Below are 17,480 nucleotides of genomic sequence, written 5' to 3' on the forward strand. Positions count from 1 at the left end.
CCATGAAACGATTGCTTTGTTTGACCTTGATAATGATAAGCCTTCAATGCTCAGCAAATAACCCTGATTTAAATGAAACCCTGGTACGCATCATTAATCAGATTAACGCCATCATGCCCTTACTTGATGAAGCGCAAACACAGATAACACCTAATGCCCGCATCCAATTGCAAATAGAAGGATTTGAAGATCTCCAAGGCCAGCATCACGCAGGATTGAGAGAGGACTTGTTAAACATCCGCAATGGTCTGATTGACTACATCAACCAGCCCATCATTGCCCCTCGAAAAATTAAACCCTTAGAAATGGATTTTGTGAGGAAACCCTAATGAGTAAAGACGAAATAGCGAGAATGTTTGCTTCAACATTCAAACAAGCCAGCAACAACATCTCTGCCCAAGTCTTTTCAAGCAGTATCCGTTTTATTGCCATAACTCTGGTGATTTTAGCGGTGATGTGGTGCGTCAACCACATGATGGGAGCTGAGGAAAAACAGCAACAAGGATACTTGCTGAACTTCGGCTCTCGAATGGTCAGGCTGGTCATTGGCCTGATGATTTTCATTTTAGTGTTATTCGTTAAGGAGACAACATGAAAACAACGCTTCGCTCATTATACCTGGGAGCTGTCAATCTTTTTTATGCCCCTGTGTTATTGGCAGATAACTGGTTCCCTAAAATTTCCGATGCGGACAACATCGGTGACGGTTCCAAAAGCATGATGTCGGTAACAGGCAATTACGTCAAACAGGGTCTTGGTTTATTGCTATTCATCACCGCTGTAGTGACCTTTATCAAGTTCATTACCACTGTACAACACGGTATCGAAGAATCCAAAAAGAACGAGGGCTCCATGGTGGCCTTTGGTACTTTTGCAGTAATGGGCATCACCTATTTAGCCATTAGCATCGCTTCTGGTTATGTGGGTTACACCATGATTACCAAGTTCAAACTATAGGAGGTGACATTATGAGTCAGCCTTCTTCGCGCCATCTGTCACATGACTTCCCAGCCTGGAAAGGTTTAAGTCTGCGTGAATTGTTTTGGATTGTTATCACCACAACACCAGTAACCGCCCTGTTTTTCATTCTTTTAGGAACAATGGCAGGGTATCCGCTGGCCGCTGGCTGCATCGGTTTTGTGATTGGATTCATCCTGTCCATTACTGTGTGGCCCAAAGGAGTCGCTCGTATTAAAGCAGGCAAACCTTACGGTTATGTGATGAAGAAAACCATTCAATGGATGGTGCGATTAAGGCTCAAACACTCGCCCTGGATTCATTATCAGGGGCAGTGGCAAAAGAATAAATCTGTTGGAGAGCCTCATGTTTGAATATTGGAAAAAAATCGACAGCCTACAGCACCATAACCGTTTATTACTTGCTTTTATCGGCTTGTTATCAGCCATCGTTTTAGCCTTAATTATTAACCTCATGACCATGCCCAAACGCTATGAATTTTGGCTAAGCCCTAATATGGCAGCCAATGGCGGTTTAATGAAAGCAAGCGATATCCCTAATGAATATGTACAAGGATTTGTGTCCTCATTAATACCAACGCTATATACCTGGTCTAATAAAGGCAAAGAAGAATTTAACCAAAATATCAAAGCCTTTCATTATTATTTTACCCCTCGTCATGAACAATTACTCAGAGAAACGCTGGGAGCTTATAAAAACGCGCAGCTCTTTGACCGCAGTCAAGTAGCCAGTCTCTATCGTTTCATGGAGCCTCAAGATATTAGAAAAATTGGTCCCGATACCTGGGAGGTGAAATTAATCCTGCGCATTACTCAAAGACTGAAAGACAACAGCGGTATGGTGATTGCCGACAAGGTAGTGGCCTATCACCTACGTGTGGTCAAACTCAATTTGTCTCGATTACACAACCCTTTCCAACTCGCTCTCGATGGTTACACACGTCCTGAAGAACGTTTACAAGATTTATTGGTCGACACGGAGGAATCCCATGAAACGCATTAAACACCTTTTATTAATGTTTGGCGTTATGCTCACGCAAGTGAGCTACGCCCTGCAAAGCGAACATCTGGTTTGGGAAAAGGTTCCTCTAACAATTGAATTGCCTATTAATAAAGAAAGGCTGGTTCAATTTCCCCAGGCCATTAAAATCATTGATCAACAGCTCAGTACCAACCTCGATATTCTGAAAGTTAAAGGCAGTTTGTATTTAAAGGCCAAAGACGCTTTCAACGATGCGCGTTTGATTGTGCAGCTCTTACCCGAAGGTGAAGTGATCATACTGAATCTTAAAGCCAATGAGAAAGCCGCCAATACCACGCCTATTGAAATCCTGATAGATAATCCCAAAACCACTCATCAGTCAGGTGCAAGCCAATACGAATACAACGCCATCCAGCTTACCCGCTTTGCTATTCAAGCCTTGTATTCACCTGAACGTGTCAGAAATATTCCAGAGGGTATTTATCGCTCGCCCATGCAAACCAACAAAACCATTCCCTTATTTTATGGTGCAAGCATTGAAGCGCACCCTCTGGCTTCATGGCGCGGCGGTAGCCTTTATGTGACTGCGATCGATTTGAAAAACCTGTTAAATCAACCCGTGAAACTTCAATTTTCAAAACTCATGGGGCATTGGCAAACTGCAAGTTTCTTTCCCAAAAGTGAATTATCTCCACGAAATCAACATGAAAGCACAACTGTCTTTGTGGTTTCTGACCAACCCTTTACAACAGCACTTACTCAACATGCGAGGTACAGCCGATGAACAAAAACAAAGGCATTAAAATCTTAGCTGGATCGGTGGTGTTCGCAGTCGTCATGATTCTTATTAATAGCCGTCATAGTACGCCTGCCCATGATGACACGCCAAATCCCAACAATTTTCATGAAGCCATTACCAGCCAATTCAATGACAACATCCGTGATGTGTCTGCAAGACTTCTTGAAACAGAGAAGAAACTGGAACAAATGCACAAGGAGAATAAATCGCTGCAAAAACAATTAAAGCAACCGATACAAGAAGCAAGCCATACGCTACAAGATGAATTGCAAACGCTGAAAGAAAAGCTCTCAGCCCTTACTGATCATCAAACTCAATCCTACCCCATGGAAGGCAATCAAGCTCCCGTATCTGGCCAAATCAAAGATCTGGATAGCTTGTTGGATAAAGCCTCCATTGAGGGAAAAGTCTTTGCAGAACAAGATACCTCAACCAAAGAAGAAGCCCCAACCAAAACACCCTTCTATACCATTCCAGCAGGCAGTGATTTTAGTAAAGTCACGCTGTTGTCTGCATTAATGGGTGAAGTACCTGTTGAAGGCAAACTGATGCAGCCCTTGTTTCCCTTTACCGCAATGGTCAGCCGTGGAGACTTAATGACAGCCAATGGGATGCAATTGCCGGAAGAAATTATCGGTATGAAAATCAGTGGTTACTCCATTGGCGTAGGTTCTTTTCTCGATAACATCAGCTGCGTTCGCGCGTATATCACTGCCGCTTTATTTGTCTTTGAGGATGGGCATTTTGTCAGTATCGGCCAAGAGCAAATGAAAAGCTCTGCGGAGCTGGTGAACAATGACAGTATTGGTTATCTGACTACTCAATTCGGCAATCCTTGTATTAAGGGACAGTACATCACTAATGCTCCCAGAGTTTTAGCTGCTTTTATGGCTGCTGGCGGTATTCAAGGGGCAGGCAATGCTTTATCCAAATGGCAAATGAGCTATCAAGCAGAAGGTGGTTCAGCCATTGCCACGCCTACTGGTGATTTAGCCCATTTTGCAGCTGGTGGAGCTATCAACGAGGGCAGCCAAAAAATTACTGATTGGCTTGAGAAAAGAATACAAGGTAGCTTCGATATGGTTTTTGTTCCAGCCAGTATCCGCAGCCACTCAGGCTTTATACCAAATCAATTCAGTCTTCATTTCAGTCAAACCATAGCCATTGATAAAGAACACCAAGGGAGGGTATTAGATTATGGTTACCATCAACAAAAGAACTTTGACAATGCTTTGCGCTAGTCTGGCTTTGAGCGCTTGCTCAACCGCCAATATATCGCAAAGCGCCATTCCTGAGCAGGGCTTAACTGTCAGCCAGCTCTATCAGCAAAGCATGCAGCAGCCTATACAAAAAGCTGTTGTTCAACAGGTACGGTTTGAGGATTCGGGCGAAGAGTTTAAGCAACTGCCTAATCCCGAAGTACCTATCCATATTTTTGCGCATGTGGCTCAGCTCGGCGATGAACAAATCATCAAACCAGCCTATACCACCCGCTTTTTTCTTTATAAGCAAAATCAATATGCCCTGGCATCAGAACTGTATTAAGGAGGTGTGATGAAACGATTATCTAACTGGTTGCTTGGGGAAATGAATTCCCAAGCCATCAAAGAACAGACGATTAAAAAGCAATACGCCAATCCGTTGCCCTCTTTCGCTGACAGACTGGCTATTGTAGATTTCAACGAACAAGAACAGGTGTTTTTATTTGCCGATGGAAAAAGTTTGGGATCAGGGTTTGAGCTAGGCGATATTCAAGCCGAAGCTGCTTCCCCTGAATACTTGCAAGCTGTCTTTAATAAAATCCGCGATACCTTTGCAACAGTAGTTCCACTCCATGCAATAGACCCTTGGGTCATGCAAATGTTTGTTCAAGATGAATATTGCCTTGATCCCGTTATCGATCATATTAAATCCAAAATCCCACAACAACTCGTTGAAAATCCACTAACGCAAGATTACTTACAACGCTTGCAAGATCTCTACAACAAAATGACCAGGCCAGAAGGCTTATTTCTCGATCCCAAAACAGGAGCGCCCTATCGAGGACGAAGACGACGAATCAGAGTATTGTTTTATAGGCAACTACATCAAACCACTTTAACTAGAGAACAGACTCTTCTCGAACATCAAGAAGTCATCAGCCAGATTGAAACCAAACTACGCTCACCAGGTTTAGAAATCAAACGCCTTAAAGGTCAGGATTATTATCAATGGTGGATACGCTGGTTTAATCCTAAATCAGCCGATGAGATCTTGGAACAATATTCCTACCCTAATCCCATGCCCGCAGGTTTTAATCTGACGCAAAATATATTCTTTTCCCCGCCTGAGAGCGATGAGCAAGGATTTATTTTTGAAGGCCGAAAACAAAGAATCCTCTATGTTGATGGCTTAAAAGAAGCACCCATTATTGGTTTAGTCTCCCGAGAAAGACAACAAGCCAATCCGAAACACCGCTATGCGCTTTTGGATACCTTGCCAGAAGGAAGTATCTACACCATTCAAGTCGTCTTTAGCCATGATGAAAATCTGGATTTTCATCTCACACGATTAGAAAAGGAAATTGTGGGAACCAGCTTAAAACCACAGGAAGTAAGAGATGATATAAAAACTGCCCGAAATGAATTAAGCACTGGCAATCGTCTGTTCTGGGTTAATCAGGCTGTTTTTTATCAAGCAGAGGATGAACAACAAGCACAAGTCATAGAAAAAAACCTGCATACCATTTTCAACGACGCCAAGATGCCATTAATTCATTCCAGCTATGATATTCACCCTTTAAATTCCTGGCTCAATGCGTTGCCGTTTAATTTCGATCCCCACTATGCCCGTAAGTACTTATGCTTTGATCGTCTGATGTATGCCACGGAACTTGCAGCCTTGCTTCCAGTCTATGGCCGAAACCAAGGCGCGAGGCATCTACCCTGCTTTCCTTTTTTCAACCGCTTAGGTGAACCTGTTTTCTTTGACCTACTTCACCATGATTTTATTAGCCAAAATTCGCATTGCGCTATCTTCGCTAACTCTGGCGGTGGTAAGTCAGTTTTAACAGGTTGGATGATCCAATCACTGCTCGCCATGAAAAACGCCCGGGTAGTACTTTTTGAAATGGGGAACTCGTTTGACCGGATGCTCATTCATGCCAAAGCCCATGGCAAAAAAACCAAGCAGTTATTATTGAGCAATAAGAAAGAGGAAGCCGTTCCATTAAATCCTTTTTGCGAAGCATATAAAGCCATTCCAGAAATTACAGATAATTTAAGCGAAGAACAAGCTGCTTTAATGGCTCAAAAAATCATGGATCTAAAAGATCCTGCAAATTCAGAAGATTTGGCTTGTGGTGATGGTTCTCGCGCATATCTCGCAGAGCTTGCCTTAGCTCTACGTACCATGATTACAGAAGCCAATGCCCTTGAAGAAGAACAATTTACCTTGGCAGATGAAACGCTGCTTATTGAAGTATTAATTGATGCCATTCTAACTTCATTTAACGATGGCATACCACAAATGCTGACTGAGCATATTGTGAGCGCATTTCAACGGCGATTGGATAAAGAAACAGTTGCGCGTAAGAAAGACCGGATTCTGGATATGCACGACCGATTAAACAGTTATGTCATTAACAGCGCAAAATCACGCTTCTTTAATGTGCCAACAGAACCTTTAGGTGATTTTGATATCTTTCATATTGATATTTCTGCCATTAAAGATGACACCGGAAAACTGGCTTTGGTTATGGTTTCTTTGTTGCCAAGAATACTGGCCATGGCAGAGGCTACTCAAAACGACAATAGGCCAACATTTCTTTTTATTGATGAATCCCACCTGCAATTTCAAATTCCTTCTGTGGTAACGGTGTGCCTATTAGTGGCCAAAGTAGCCAGAAAGCTAGGACTTTGGCTGGTTGCTATTACTCAAAACGTCACCGACATGAATTCTGAAAAGGCTGCAAAGATTTTATCGCTAATTGAAACCTGGATTTTATTGGGATTGGATGAAAAAGAAATCACTGATGTGAAACGTTTTAAATCCTTAACACCGCAGCAAGAAACATTAATCAGAGATATTGATTCACAAAAAGGTTTGTATGCAGAAGCGGTTTTATTAGGGTCACGCTATCAAGGATTATTTCGCGTCATTCCACCTCGCTATCTGCTTGCCCTATTAATGACTGAGAAATCTGAAAAAGCACAACGCCACCTCTTGGAGAAAGAACATGATGTCCTGGTCGCCGCTGAAATCATGGCTAAAAAACTCGAACAACCAAAAGCGACTACTCATAGCAGGGCTTATTTTTATGACTAATACTGCCTTTGCTATAGAAAGCACAAGCCCGCCGCATCCAGTGAATACCTTCACAATTGCCACGCGGGTTTTGCAAAAGCTGTTTCAAAACAGCCATTACAAAGTCATTGGTTCTTGCACTTGGACAGTGGGACGTTTACCGCCAAAACTTGAGGTCACTCCTGCGGTTGAACAGTTTTTACCTGATCTAGTGATTACTGTCAGCAATAAACCAGAAGAAAATCCTTGGCTTGAAGCAAGAACACTTTATGAAAATAAAGCAGCAAGAACGATGTACCAACAAGCTTATAAAGCTGCGACTGGTTCAGCATTAGGATTTGGCAATGACAGCGGTCAAACCACAGACCTTCATATCAATGATGAGCGGACTCGAATTGTTGATGTGATTGGCAGCCCTGCTGCGTTTTACCGTATCCCCTATCTATCACACAGGCCGGAAACTGGTTTTGGCGTTCCTTATTATCTGGCCGAAGCTGATGCAGTCATGGATAGAACAGAAGCAGCTGAATTGCTGTATATGGGAACTCACCCTCACCTGTTAATCAACCATGAAATCGGAACATTCACACAGCATTGGGGTTCTGAAATTCCAAGATTAATGCGTGTCACACAACCTTATAACTACAGATCTTCAGTTGTTGCAGCCATGCACGCGGTAGATATTGTGACTAATAAAAACCCTTTACATGTCACCAAATCAACCAGTAATTCCTGCGGTAAAAACTGTGTGGTGGCTAATGCCATTTACGATCCACAAAACACGAAAGTCATCTGGCAGGAAATCTATCCTTTAAATCGCAATATTCACCCAGGTGATGCACAGGATTTCGGCATTGAAGACGAAAAAGCCGGAAATGGTAATTACGTGTTTATTCTTTGGCGCAAATACCGCGGTTGTATTCAGCATAAAGGCAAACTCGTGAACTTTCTTACTTTCCCCAAGGTTGGGCAACCTCAAAAACGATAGGACATCATCATGAAAAAATCTCTATTACTGACTTTACTTATACCAACATTAACCCACGCTGGCAGCTTTATGCCAAGCCAATCGGATTACTATTATGAATTAGGAGGAACATCCAATTTATTTATTCCACCTGTTAATAAAGACCAAACGCTGGTTATTGGTGCAGATATTGATGGTCGTATGGGATTCTCCTGTAGCGGTTTTAATCCTGTCGTATCCATTACCAATACTTTTCAGGATTTGAAAAAATCAGCATTAAACATCCCTGGTGGTGTCATTGATAACTTAAAAGGTTCAGTCGCAGGATTCCCTCTTTATAAGCTACAACAGTCCATGCCTGCTTTATACAATGTTCTGCAAAATGCCGCATCCAGTGCACAAAATGAATTTACCCTCAAGGTTAAAGATTGTCAGGAAGTCAAACAAGCACTGGAACAGAATCAATCTCCTATGGAAGGCATATTATCAGTGTCCGATAGTCAGGGATGGCTTGATGCTGCCAAACGAGCTAAAAAGGAAAACGTCGATGTGACCGAGACATCGAAAAGTATTGCTCAAAAACGTGATGAATATGGCCTGCCCTGGATAGGCCACGATAAAGGCAATGCGGGCGGTAAGTTTCAACGTCCCATTAAGGTCATCAATGATGTGGTCATTGCGGGCTACAACATCCTTTTAGAGAGAAAACCCTTAGATTCTTTGGAAAAGCCAAGTACCAAAATCCCTATGGTACAAAGCTGGCCAACACCTACCGATGCAGCTAATTGGGCAGTTAAGGTTCTTGGTGATATTCAGGTTAGCAGCAGTGAGAACAAACAAAGCCATGATGCTAAAGCAGGAATTGGTTTATCAGCTTTATTGCAAAGCTGTGCGAACGCCAATACCTGTAGTCAGAACATTGCCAAAGCCTTATGGAATTTGGTCAATGGTAATTGGACTTTGACCGAGGAAAATCTGCGTAAAGTCAGTGCCTCCAATTTACTGATTACCGATGAAGTCATTACTACCATTCAGCACCTGCCTCGTGAAGAACAAATGCTCACTGTTTCAAAACTGGCTGAGGAAATCGCTGTTCAAAATATGTTGGATAAGGCATTGATGATGCGCCGCATCTTGCAGGCAGGATTACAAGTGCAAGAAGTACAGAATTTAAAACCAGCTATGAATATGGTCTTGTTTGCCCTAAAAAAACTGGATGATGACATTCACTCCTTGTCCTTTGAAAACGATGTCCGTAAAAAAATGATGACTGAAACCTTGGGAACCATCATGGATATTAGACATCAAGCCCAAAGCCAAAACATCCCAGGCCAAGATCACGAACAGCCTGCTGTTAAAAACGGTTCGATCTACGTTAAAGAAAATAAAGGAGCATCATCATGATTGTCTTTAACCCTTTATCCCTCTACACCACCTATCTAGGCTGGCAACAGTATGAGGTTCTATTCAACGCCCTGTGGCAAACAGGGCTGTTGTACCTTGGCTTTTTGGCCATTGGTTATCGCTTTCTTAAGAACGTGCTTAATCCAGCTGGCGCGTTCTATGCGGTTGAACATGCTTTAAATAATTTTCTTTATGAATTGGCCATCACTTTCCTGATATGCAGCTTATTCGTCTATCCCTGCGTACCACTGGAAACCAAAGCCCTGCAATTTAAACCCTTATGTGGATTGAAGAATCCAACAACTGCGGTTATTGGAGACAGCGGAACAACCTATGATGAAGCCTTTGCAGATTTGCTAACTAACCAGGTCAAAATTCCTATAGGCTTTGCCATCATCCAGAACTTCATGTCGAGCTTTACTTACAGTCTCATGAAGGTAACGGGTTGTACCGACAGTTTGCAATCCATTCAAGGCGATTTGGTATCAACCTATCTGCCACAGAATATTCGCAAACAAGCCCTGGATTTTCATAGACAATGTTTTATCGAAGCGAGAACGCAATTCAACAGTGAGAAGCATGAAGCCAGTGAATTAGATCCCATGCTAAAACGTTATGGCGGTGAGGATGATTTAAACTGGATGGGTTCTAAAATCCTGCAAAAAATGTATTACAGCAAACTTCATGCACGTCAACCTGTCCCTGGTTTTACTTTCAATCAAGCTCCTAACCGCAATCTTGAAAAAGCGGCTAATCGTGGGGATATTCCACCAGAACAGCTGCCAGAAGACGGTTATCCCAGCTGTCAGCAATGGTGGCATAAGATCAAAGCAGATTTGGTTGATGTTTCTAACCAAGCCAGTGTTTTTAACAAGCATCTAAATTACTACGCCATGCTGGATAGGGTTCGTCAGTATAAAATGAAACATCCTAAAGCATGGAAAGCAGACATCAGCGCAGAAGATTTTATTGCCAAGATGCTCTTGCAAGAAAGTAAAGACATGCAGGCAAGCTCAGTACAAAACATTATGGACAACAACAATGGCAAGGTTGCATCCGCGATTACTCATAGCTTGGTCAACGTCGGGCAATGGACAAAATCCTGGACATCCACCCCATTAAAAAGAGAAGCCATCATGCAAACCTTACCTGTAATGCAGGCGTTTTTCATGTTCTTTTTAATCATTCTCACCCCAATGGTTCTGTCATTAAGCTGTTATAGTCCCAGGGCATTAGGCAGTTTGTGCGCCTTATTTGTCATGGCTATTTTTCTTCAGTACCTCTGGCATCTGGTCGGATTTCTTGAACGCTCCGTGCTTGATCCATTGGATGAAAACGATGCGATTTCTGCCATGAAGAATATGGCTGTGATGTTTTACTTCGTTGCCCCTGTTTTATTGTTGAGATTATCAAGCCATTTTGGCGGTGACGCTGGGGCGGGTCTTATGGATTTGGTCAATGGTGCAGATAGGCAAAGCGAAAGCATAGCGCAATCTGGAATGCACGTAGCCAAGACAGGAGTAAAAATTATTTCAAAAGGAATTCGATGAACATGTTAAAGCTCATCTTTACGTTCAAAGGCTTCATTGTATTCACGAATAGTGATCAAGCCATTATCAAGTTTATCTTGAGCCTCATAAACAGACATGTAGCGCTTGGCAGCTTTATCCTCTGCCACTCCGACAAGGGCATCAAGAACGACTGCCAACAACCGAAATACCTTTCTCATTTGGAGTTATCCCTATGATTAAACATTATATCCGTTCATCTATTATAGTATTAATTCAAACCGTTTTACCAATCATTGCCTTATTAGTAATTGTACCCTGGTTCATCAATGGCAATCTACTCTCTCGATGGCAAAGCACTTTTGCCACCATTCAACCATTATTTCTCGTCTTGCATGGAGTGCTTTATTTAGCCCTTGTCCTGTTATGGCCAAGGCTAATTGCACGCTTACAGAATCAAAACCAACTTACAACAGAGCAGCTGAACACCGCTTTAAAAGCTCGTTGGTATCTACTGGCTATTTTTGTATTTATTGATATTTTGATGATCGGGAGCCGACTATGAGCAATTACCCCATTAATAACCTATTAAGAGAACCAACAGAAGCCTGGTCAGCCATTACCTGTTTGTCTCTAGCCTTACTGGCATATACCCAACCGCATTTGTTTTTACTAACACAAATCATGGGATTATATGCTGCACTCGCATTGTTAATCCCTGGAATTTATCGAGCCTGGCAAGCAATTAAAGTAAAACGGTATCACCGAAGATTATTAGCCATGCCCACCTATGCCCTATCCACCACAGAAATCCCTTTATCCAAAAACTGGTTGTTCCTGGGCAAAGGCTTTCGCTGGCGACCAAGCCATACTCAAAAGCTGCATCAAATTAAACAAGTCAAAAATGAAAAGTTCATGCAACGAAACAATTGCTACCAGTTTGCCAGAAGATTCTGCCAAAACCATGAGCACACGAAATTAGCCAAATGGCTAAATACCAATTCAAAACTAAACCCATTTAGACCTGAACCACCAGTTGGCGGCAGTCCATTCTTGCATGGTGTAGGTGAAGAAGATAAACCCGTATACATCCCTCAAGATGTACGAGTAGGCCACACTTTCGTTGTTGGTACAACCCGAGTGGGAAAAACCCGTTTAGCCAGCATTTTGATTAACCAAGACATCCGCAACGGTGATGCCGTCATTGTTGTAGACCCCAAAGGTGATCAAGATCTGGTTAGAGATATGATGGCAGCCTGTAAAGTATCAGGCCGGACAGAAGATTTCAAAATCGTACACTTAGGCTTTCCAGAACAATCTGCACAATACAACCCCTTAAAAAATTTCGACCAAATCAGTGAGGTTGCAACACGTATCACCGATGCAATCTCCGTAGAGGGAGAAGGAAAACAGTTCGCAGCCTTCGCCTGGAAATATGTAAATATAGTCGCTATATGCCTGGAAGAAATGAATCAACCCATTACCTACCAAACAATAGCCTTCTATATCAGCCGATTAGAACAACTGTTAATGTCCTATGCTGATAACATTCTTCCTAACCACTACCTAAATTATCATCAAGAGATAGATGACATCATTGAGGAACATGACAGTAAAATAGGCAAAAATAATAAGACTAAATCCCCCATGGAACGCCACCAGGCAGTCATTCAATATATCAAAGACCACATCAATAAAACCATCAAAAGCAATAATGCCGAAGCTCTACACGACCAAATCTTAATAGACCTCTACGATGCAGCCATTATGGATAAACATTATTACGACAAAATCACGGCCAGTGTCGGACCTGTACTATCTGAAATCAATAAAAGTAATGCCTCAAAAATCCTGTCGTCAAAAGCTCAACCAGGCGATATTGAGCTGATGGATGTAATTAAAAATAAGAAAGTGCTTTATATTGGCTTAGATAGCCTAACCAATCCCAATATTGCCCAAGCAGTAGGAAAAGCCTTTTTGTCTGATCTGGTGTCTACAGCTGGTAAAATCTATAAAGAACCCAACGCACGATATACTTTAAATCTACACTGCGATGAGTTATCAGAGATTATTCAGGATTCTTTTGTGAAGATTCTTAATAAAGCAGGAGGTGCTGGATTTCAGGTGACCGCTTACGCTCAAACTATTCAAGATATGGAAGTTGCACTTGGTTCCAGGGCTAAAGCAGAAGTATCTGAGGGAAATTTTAATACCCTGATTATGCTGCGTGTTAAAAATGAAGAAACAGCCAATTTACTGGTTAAAGTACTGCCTCAAGTTGGCGTTGTCGGACATACGCAAGTTTCGATGGTTAATGACACGCCGCATGGAGACGATGGGGTTTATTTTAATACAACAAATGAGGATCGCGTTCAGACATCTAATGCTCCTATGATTGGGGTAGATGATATTATTTCTTTACCTAAAGGGCAGGCGTTTGTATTAGCAAGTGGTGGGGAGATTTGGAAAATTAGAATTCCCTTGCCCATGAACTCAAATAATGAATGACTAAATTCGGTACATGCTTTAACTCGAAAGATCTATATCGCGCTTAAGTGATTGGAATGTACCTGAAGAAGCAACATCCTCCATAGAAATTTTCTTATAGTCTTCATTAATTTTTTTTCTTTGCTTAGATGAAAGACTTCTCTTTATTTTGTCGGTCCTATTTGCCTTAGTTTGTATATAATTCAATAATTGTTGTGAAATGGAAAAATTTTGATGTTGGAGTGTCCCTCTTTTTACATGAACTATTGTATCTCTAAATGTATTTCTATTTTCGATATGTATAAAACCAACTAATAATAATCCTGGAAACTTTGAATAAACTATAATAGCTTTAGATCCCCAATTAATCACATCGATAGCAATGGATCTTTGCAAGTAACGATGAATATTTGAGCTCAGAGCAAATATCTTGCTCTCAATTTCTCCTATAAAATTATAAAAATGTTGTTCATAAACGCCAGGATTATCCACTTCATTTAAAAGAAGTTTTCTCCACGCAATCAATGCGGTCTGGATTTTCCCCTTTATTTCACTTGAAAAATCAGAAATATAATCTTCTTCCAGCAGGAATTTTAATACCCTCCATGATATAGAAACGCAGAATTTTAGAAATTTTTCGTTGTAATAAATTGGAACTTTATCTTCTTGAAGAGGGTAAAATATTTTTTCAGAGAAATATTTTTCCCATTCACTAAATATATTTTCACAAGATTGGCAAAGCCAATGTAATTTAATACCATCTTGTTTTCTCAAATTAATATTTTTTGCTTCTCTTAGTTTGCCTGTTGGTGAAGTGTCCTTTAAATAAGAATATATAAACTTAGGGATAATATGGCTTTCCAGTAAAATTGCTTCTTGCTCACATAATCTGCATTTTTCCTGCATGAGCGTGCTCTATAATTTGCTATTGATAAGAATACTGTAGCAAAAATATTTGAAAAATGGAGTTTCTCTGAAACAAAACAAAAACTCATTAACTATTTAAACAGTACAACTACAAAAAATAAAAGCCCATCAACAAGCTAATTCACCAGATAAAAATAAGATAATGAATTTTATTTATTGACAAAAGATATCCAGTTTTAAATTCCATATGCTTCTGCGTCACTGCAAATTTCCCAGCAGTGACGCAGAAAAATCACCTTGATTTTACCGCGTAAAATCAACACATTTCAGCATTTTGTCCGATCCCGCCAATCGGGATTGGACAAAATTCTTTCCAAAATCCCTTGCGAAGCAAGCACTGCTTTGCTAATTTGGAGTCAAGCATGACTGATGAGCTGGTGAAACTCCGGCGAAACGTCAACAGACGTCTTATGCTAAGCCACTTCATTCCCTAACCCCGTGGTTGGACGTTCAGTAGGGAAAACCATCTAGGAATCTCTGTCATCCGACAGGGCAACTCCCTCGGGAGTTTAAGTCAATTTATTTCAATTTGACCATGGACTTGTATGACAAGAGCCATTGTCTTGTCGTTTTTATTAATCATCAAAACAAGGAGGAAATAAGCTCTCAAAAACTGTTGTAAATCGGCGAGATCGTTTGCCTTATAACGATTGATTTGCCCCCTACTTCGAGCTTTATGGCTTTGGCCAGGTTTCATCTTTGAGTGAGCCGCTCGTTCAACACTAAACCAAAGACAGGGCAAATAAATTTTTATCGGATGGGATGATGAGAAAATACAGCTTAAGACAAACTGCCAATCAATATTTAAAGCTCGGCAATCAAGGCAGTTACAAAATCAAAAAACAACGGGCATATGTTATTCGTAAAATGATCGATGATCTCTATAGCATTGGTGATGTGCCATCCTCCTGGAAAAATATCCAATCGCACCATATTCATCAACTGGTAGCTCATTGGAAAAAAAGTAAAATTCGTGCCAGCACGATTATGAATCACATGACTATTATCAGGCATTATCTAACCAGCATAGATTGCCCCATTCCCAATATAGACAATCAATCTCTACAACTTAGTAAAACCATCAGGAAACGTAAAAGGAAACTCAAAATACAGCACGACCACTGGCAATCATGGGACAATCCAATACCACGTCTTATCATGGCACTGCAAACAGAGTTTGGTCTGACCTTTCAAGAAGCCATTTATATAAAGCCAGAAATTAACATCCAACCAGACAGCGTTTGGATTACCAGAAATATCTCGTTTAACTCTTTAGACAGAACGATTCCGATTAGATTTGAAACGCAAAAAGCTATTCTGAATGACATTAAAATGCTGACTGATGGTAAATCAATTGCTGAATTTAATGATTATGAGGACACGAAACTTGCCTGGCGAAAGGCTATAAAAAAGCATGCATTACCGATTAGTAAAGCATACCGCTACCTCTATGCAAAACAAATGTATCAGTATCTTTTGCCCATATTAGGCAAGTATGAAACCTATTGGGTTATTCGCACCGAAATGGGCATCAAATCCCGTGATTCTTTATGGAGGTATCTCAATGAGTAAATCCAAACTTAAAAATGCTCAATATTCTATCAATGAATGTATTAAGAAAATCCAAAACTACTCTCACGCCAGTCGAGCAGATATGAAACACATGTTAAATCGCTGCATCAAAGATTTGCACGAGCTGGGCTACTTGGTCACGCACATTAAAGGATTAAAACCAAAACACATACACATCCTGGTTGATCACTGGAAAGCCCAGAATAAAAATCCTGCAACAATAAAAAATTACATGGCTAAACTGAGGAAAGTTGCCTCAGTGCTGAACAGACCAAAACTGGTTAAGCAAGGCAACGATAGCTATCAAATCAATAAACGTAATTATGTCCCTCAATATAACAAAGCAATCAACAACGTCGATTTTTCCAAATGCTCAGACCCTATGATCCGTTTATCCCTGGAAGCGCAATCCCTATTTGGTCTCCGCCGTGAAGAATCCATGAAGATTGTACTCAGTGATGCCTGGCAAGGAAATAAATTGGTTATAAAGCCCAGCTGGACAAAAGGTGGCATCGGTCGTGATATTAGACTAACGAATGAGCAACAACGACAATGGCTATTCAATGCGATAAAGCAAGTTCCTGCTGGACAATCCCTCATTCCTAAAGAAAAGACCTATAAAAATCATCTAGCTCAGTATCATGAAGTGATAGAGAAAATGGGCTTAAGCAAATGCCATGGCCTTCGCCATGCTTATGCTCAGCGAAGATATCATGAAATTACAAAATCCTATGACAAAACTGGCAATGGACTTATATGCCCAATTCAAGGAGGCAGAGTATACAAAGAACTGAATCCTCTTGAAAAATATTGGGATAGAACCGCAAGGGAAATTATTAGCCAGTCGCTTGGGCATTCGAGATTAAGTATTACAAAAATTTACTTAGGCTGACAATCTTTGCTTTTTTAAATCTTCAATACACAATTTCATTTTATAGTGTGGTACTGGATGCCATGAAGCTATAAATTCCCCGATGATTTCAAAACCAGCTTTCTTATAAACATGAACCGCACGCTCATTAGAGATTTCAGGATCAATAAGCACGATTTTAGCATCAGAAAATTGGCTTAAGATAAATTCATGTATCATCTGTACTGATAATCCCTTCCCAATATAATCCAACCCGCAAATGAATAAATCCAGCGTAACTGCACCATCAGGATATTCTTCTGATTTCTCTATTTCAGAAGTAATTAAATAAGCGAATGGGATTTCATTATCATAGGCTATCCAATGAGTTGCCCACGGTTCCCCATCGTTTAAAAATTCATGAAGGTCTTTTATTGTATTGCTTAAACCATCACCATGAAGCCATTCTTTAATATGTGGCTGACTAATCCAGTCAAGAACAAGGTCTTCTTGTGTTTTATTCACTGGTTTAAAATGAAATCTGTTCTCATTATTCATGTTCATAATTGATTAAACTGAAATAGCTGGGATAATACTGTAAACATCCCATTTTTAGTGGCAGCCTAAATTAGAGTCTTTCGCCTGTTTTTTAGCCAAATATTCCCATGGCGTTAAATCACCCAGTGAATCGTGTGGTCTTTCTTCATTGTATTCCCTCATCCA

20 protein-coding genes are annotated in these 17,480 nt (G+C 40.8%); 16 read left to right on the forward strand and 4 right to left on the reverse strand.

Translation table 11 applies throughout. The annotated features are described in order from the left end of the window. Positions 1 to 2 precede the first annotated feature (2 nt). Genes ELY11_RS08310 through ELY11_RS08365 form a run of 12 tightly spaced genes read left to right on the forward strand, consistent with a single transcriptional unit; the run spans position 3 to position 10,963 of the window. Positions 3 to 329, forward strand: coding sequence for an RAQPRD family integrative conjugative element protein (locus tag ELY11_RS08310; protein ID WP_127033064.1), 327 nt, complete (start codon positions 3 to 5; stop codon positions 327 to 329). Continuing rightward, a complete protein-coding gene (locus ELY11_RS08315; protein WP_127033066.1) occupies positions 329 to 595 on the forward strand; it encodes a hypothetical protein in 267 nt (88 codons plus the stop codon). The genes ELY11_RS08310 and ELY11_RS08315 overlap by 1 nt, the downstream gene beginning before the upstream one ends. Then, positions 592 to 957 (forward strand): hypothetical protein, encoded by a 366-nt coding sequence (locus tag ELY11_RS08320; RefSeq protein WP_127033068.1) that lies wholly within the window; start codon positions 592 to 594, stop codon positions 955 to 957. The genes ELY11_RS08315 and ELY11_RS08320 overlap by 4 nt, the downstream gene beginning before the upstream one ends. An 11-nt stretch (positions 958 to 968) precedes the next feature. Continuing rightward, complete coding sequence (locus tag ELY11_RS08325) at positions 969 to 1,331, forward strand: TIGR03750 family conjugal transfer protein (protein WP_127033070.1); 363 nt, start codon at positions 969 to 971, stop codon at positions 1,329 to 1,331. Next, positions 1,324 to 1,980 (forward strand): TIGR03746 family integrating conjugative element protein, encoded by a 657-nt coding sequence (locus ELY11_RS08330; protein WP_045098551.1) that lies wholly within the window; start codon positions 1,324 to 1,326, stop codon positions 1,978 to 1,980. The genes ELY11_RS08325 and ELY11_RS08330 overlap by 8 nt, the downstream gene beginning before the upstream one ends. Beyond that, positions 1,967 to 2,743, forward strand: coding sequence for a TIGR03749 family integrating conjugative element protein (locus ELY11_RS08335; RefSeq protein WP_199737673.1), 777 nt, complete (start codon positions 1,967 to 1,969; stop codon positions 2,741 to 2,743). Before ELY11_RS08330 ends, ELY11_RS08335 begins: the two co-directional genes overlap by 14 nt. Further along, positions 2,740 to 3,999 carry a TIGR03752 family integrating conjugative element protein gene (locus tag ELY11_RS08340; protein WP_127033074.1) on the forward strand — a complete coding sequence of 420 codons (1,260 nt, stop codon included), beginning with the start codon at positions 2,740 to 2,742 and terminating at the stop codon, positions 3,997 to 3,999. Before ELY11_RS08335 ends, ELY11_RS08340 begins: the two co-directional genes overlap by 4 nt. Then, positions 3,956 to 4,303: a TIGR03751 family conjugal transfer lipoprotein gene (locus ELY11_RS08345; RefSeq protein ID WP_016356821.1), complete on the forward strand. Its 348-nt coding sequence runs from the start codon at positions 3,956 to 3,958 to the stop codon at positions 4,301 to 4,303. The genes ELY11_RS08340 and ELY11_RS08345 overlap by 44 nt, the downstream gene beginning before the upstream one ends. A 9-nt stretch (positions 4,304 to 4,312) precedes the next feature. Beyond that, positions 4,313 to 7,063 carry a conjugative transfer ATPase gene (locus ELY11_RS08350; protein ID WP_199741521.1) on the forward strand — a complete coding sequence of 917 codons (2,751 nt, stop codon included), beginning with the start codon at positions 4,313 to 4,315 and terminating at the stop codon, positions 7,061 to 7,063. Further along, positions 7,056 to 8,030, forward strand: coding sequence for a TIGR03756 family integrating conjugative element protein (locus tag ELY11_RS08355; RefSeq protein WP_127033078.1), 975 nt, complete (start codon positions 7,056 to 7,058; stop codon positions 8,028 to 8,030). The genes ELY11_RS08350 and ELY11_RS08355 overlap by 8 nt, the downstream gene beginning before the upstream one ends. A gap of 9 nt (positions 8,031 to 8,039) precedes the next feature. Continuing rightward, positions 8,040 to 9,413, forward strand: coding sequence for an integrating conjugative element protein (locus tag ELY11_RS08360; protein ID WP_127033080.1), 1,374 nt, complete (start codon positions 8,040 to 8,042; stop codon positions 9,411 to 9,413). Beyond that, a complete protein-coding gene (locus ELY11_RS08365; RefSeq protein ID WP_127033082.1) occupies positions 9,410 to 10,963 on the forward strand; it encodes a conjugal transfer protein TraG N-terminal domain-containing protein in 1,554 nt (517 codons plus the stop codon). The genes ELY11_RS08360 and ELY11_RS08365 overlap by 4 nt, the downstream gene beginning before the upstream one ends. A gap of 5 nt (positions 10,964 to 10,968) precedes the next feature. On the opposite strand, the gene ELY11_RS08370 is transcribed toward ELY11_RS08365, so the two are convergent. Continuing rightward, the gene (locus tag ELY11_RS08370; RefSeq protein ID WP_127033084.1) at positions 10,969 to 11,142 is read right to left on the reverse strand and encodes a hypothetical protein; all 174 of its coding nucleotides are present in this window, start codon (positions 11,140 to 11,142) and stop codon (positions 10,969 to 10,971) included. A gap of 14 nt (positions 11,143 to 11,156) precedes the next feature. Between ELY11_RS08370 and ELY11_RS08375 the strand changes: the two genes are divergently transcribed. Next, a complete protein-coding gene (locus ELY11_RS08375; protein ID WP_127033086.1) occupies positions 11,157 to 11,486 on the forward strand; it encodes a hypothetical protein in 330 nt (109 codons plus the stop codon). After that, positions 11,483 to 13,429, forward strand: a complete 1,947-nt coding sequence (traD, locus tag ELY11_RS08380) for a type IV conjugative transfer system coupling protein TraD (RefSeq protein WP_127033088.1) — start codon at positions 11,483 to 11,485, stop codon at positions 13,427 to 13,429. The genes ELY11_RS08375 and traD overlap by 4 nt, the downstream gene beginning before the upstream one ends. Positions 13,430 to 13,447: 18 nt before the next feature. Here the strand turns inward: traD and ELY11_RS08385 are convergent, their stop codons facing one another. Next, on the reverse strand, positions 13,448 to 14,314 hold the full coding sequence (locus ELY11_RS08385) for a hypothetical protein (protein ID WP_127033090.1): 867 nt from the start codon (positions 14,312 to 14,314) through the stop codon (positions 13,448 to 13,450). 786 nt (positions 14,315 to 15,100) lie between these two features. Here ELY11_RS08385 and ELY11_RS08400 point away from each other — a divergent pair. Together ELY11_RS08400 and ELY11_RS08405 are read left to right on the forward strand one after the other, a co-directional pair. Further along, positions 15,101 to 15,907 (forward strand): phage integrase N-terminal domain-containing protein, encoded by an 807-nt coding sequence (locus ELY11_RS08400; protein WP_199741522.1) that lies wholly within the window; start codon positions 15,101 to 15,103, stop codon positions 15,905 to 15,907. Continuing rightward, positions 15,900 to 16,799, forward strand: a complete 900-nt coding sequence (locus ELY11_RS08405; RefSeq protein ID WP_199741523.1) for a phage integrase N-terminal domain-containing protein — start codon at positions 15,900 to 15,902, stop codon at positions 16,797 to 16,799. Before ELY11_RS08400 ends, ELY11_RS08405 begins: the two co-directional genes overlap by 8 nt. Here the strand turns inward: ELY11_RS08405 and ELY11_RS08410 are convergent. Both ELY11_RS08410 and ELY11_RS08415 read right to left on the reverse strand, forming a co-directional pair. Further along, complete coding sequence (locus ELY11_RS08410; RefSeq protein WP_127033096.1) at positions 16,791 to 17,321, reverse strand: GNAT family N-acetyltransferase; 531 nt, start codon at positions 17,319 to 17,321, stop codon at positions 16,791 to 16,793. The two genes, ELY11_RS08405 and ELY11_RS08410, sit on opposite strands and share 9 nt — an antisense overlap. 48 nt (positions 17,322 to 17,369) lie before the next feature. After that, the coding region (locus tag ELY11_RS08415) for an integrase core domain-containing protein (RefSeq protein ID WP_148110521.1) at positions 17,370 to 17,480 on the reverse strand (111 nt) is incomplete at its 5' end.

The sequence above is a fragment of the Legionella septentrionalis genome (assembly GCF_003989745.1).
Taxonomy (GTDB): Bacteria; Pseudomonadota; Gammaproteobacteria; order Legionellales; family Legionellaceae; genus Legionella_A; species Legionella_A septentrionalis.

Bases quoted from the DNA above. Each gene is read 5' to 3' on its own strand.
- ELY11_RS08355 (WP_127033078.1), top strand. From the start codon at position 7,056: ATGACTAATACTGCCTTTGCTATAGAAAGCACAAGCCCGCCGCATCCA.
- ELY11_RS08385 (WP_127033090.1), bottom strand. From the start codon at position 14,314: ATGCAGGAAAAATGCAGATTATGTGAGCAAGAAGCAATTTTACTGGAA.
- ELY11_RS08325 (WP_127033070.1), top strand. From the start codon at position 969: ATGAGTCAGCCTTCTTCGCGCCATCTGTCACATGACTTCCCAGCCTGG.
- ELY11_RS08340 (WP_127033074.1), top strand. From the start codon at position 2,740: ATGAACAAAAACAAAGGCATTAAAATCTTAGCTGGATCGGTGGTGTTC.
- ELY11_RS08335 (WP_199737673.1), top strand. From the start codon at position 1,967: ATGAAACGCATTAAACACCTTTTATTAATGTTTGGCGTTATGCTCACG.
- ELY11_RS08310 (WP_127033064.1), top strand. From the start codon at position 3: ATGAAACGATTGCTTTGTTTGACCTTGATAATGATAAGCCTTCAATGC.
- ELY11_RS08370 (WP_127033084.1), bottom strand. From the start codon at position 11,142: ATGAGAAAGGTATTTCGGTTGTTGGCAGTCGTTCTTGATGCCCTTGTC.
- ELY11_RS08330 (WP_045098551.1), top strand. From the start codon at position 1,324: ATGTTTGAATATTGGAAAAAAATCGACAGCCTACAGCACCATAACCGT.
- ELY11_RS08350 (WP_199741521.1), top strand. From the start codon at position 4,313: ATGAAACGATTATCTAACTGGTTGCTTGGGGAAATGAATTCCCAAGCC.
- ELY11_RS08360 (WP_127033080.1), top strand. From the start codon at position 8,040: ATGAAAAAATCTCTATTACTGACTTTACTTATACCAACATTAACCCAC.
- ELY11_RS08315 (WP_127033066.1), top strand. From the start codon at position 329: ATGAGTAAAGACGAAATAGCGAGAATGTTTGCTTCAACATTCAAACAA.
- ELY11_RS08400 (WP_199741522.1), top strand. From the start codon at position 15,101: ATGAGAAAATACAGCTTAAGACAAACTGCCAATCAATATTTAAAGCTC.
- ELY11_RS08410 (WP_127033096.1), bottom strand. From the start codon at position 17,321: ATGAACATGAATAATGAGAACAGATTTCATTTTAAACCAGTGAATAAA.
- ELY11_RS08320 (WP_127033068.1), top strand. From the start codon at position 592: ATGAAAACAACGCTTCGCTCATTATACCTGGGAGCTGTCAATCTTTTT.
- traD (WP_127033088.1), top strand. From the start codon at position 11,483: ATGAGCAATTACCCCATTAATAACCTATTAAGAGAACCAACAGAAGCC.
- ELY11_RS08345 (WP_016356821.1), top strand. From the start codon at position 3,956: ATGGTTACCATCAACAAAAGAACTTTGACAATGCTTTGCGCTAGTCTG.
- ELY11_RS08405 (WP_199741523.1), top strand. From the start codon at position 15,900: ATGAGTAAATCCAAACTTAAAAATGCTCAATATTCTATCAATGAATGT.
- ELY11_RS08365 (WP_127033082.1), top strand. From the start codon at position 9,410: ATGATTGTCTTTAACCCTTTATCCCTCTACACCACCTATCTAGGCTGG.
- ELY11_RS08375 (WP_127033086.1), top strand. From the start codon at position 11,157: ATGATTAAACATTATATCCGTTCATCTATTATAGTATTAATTCAAACC.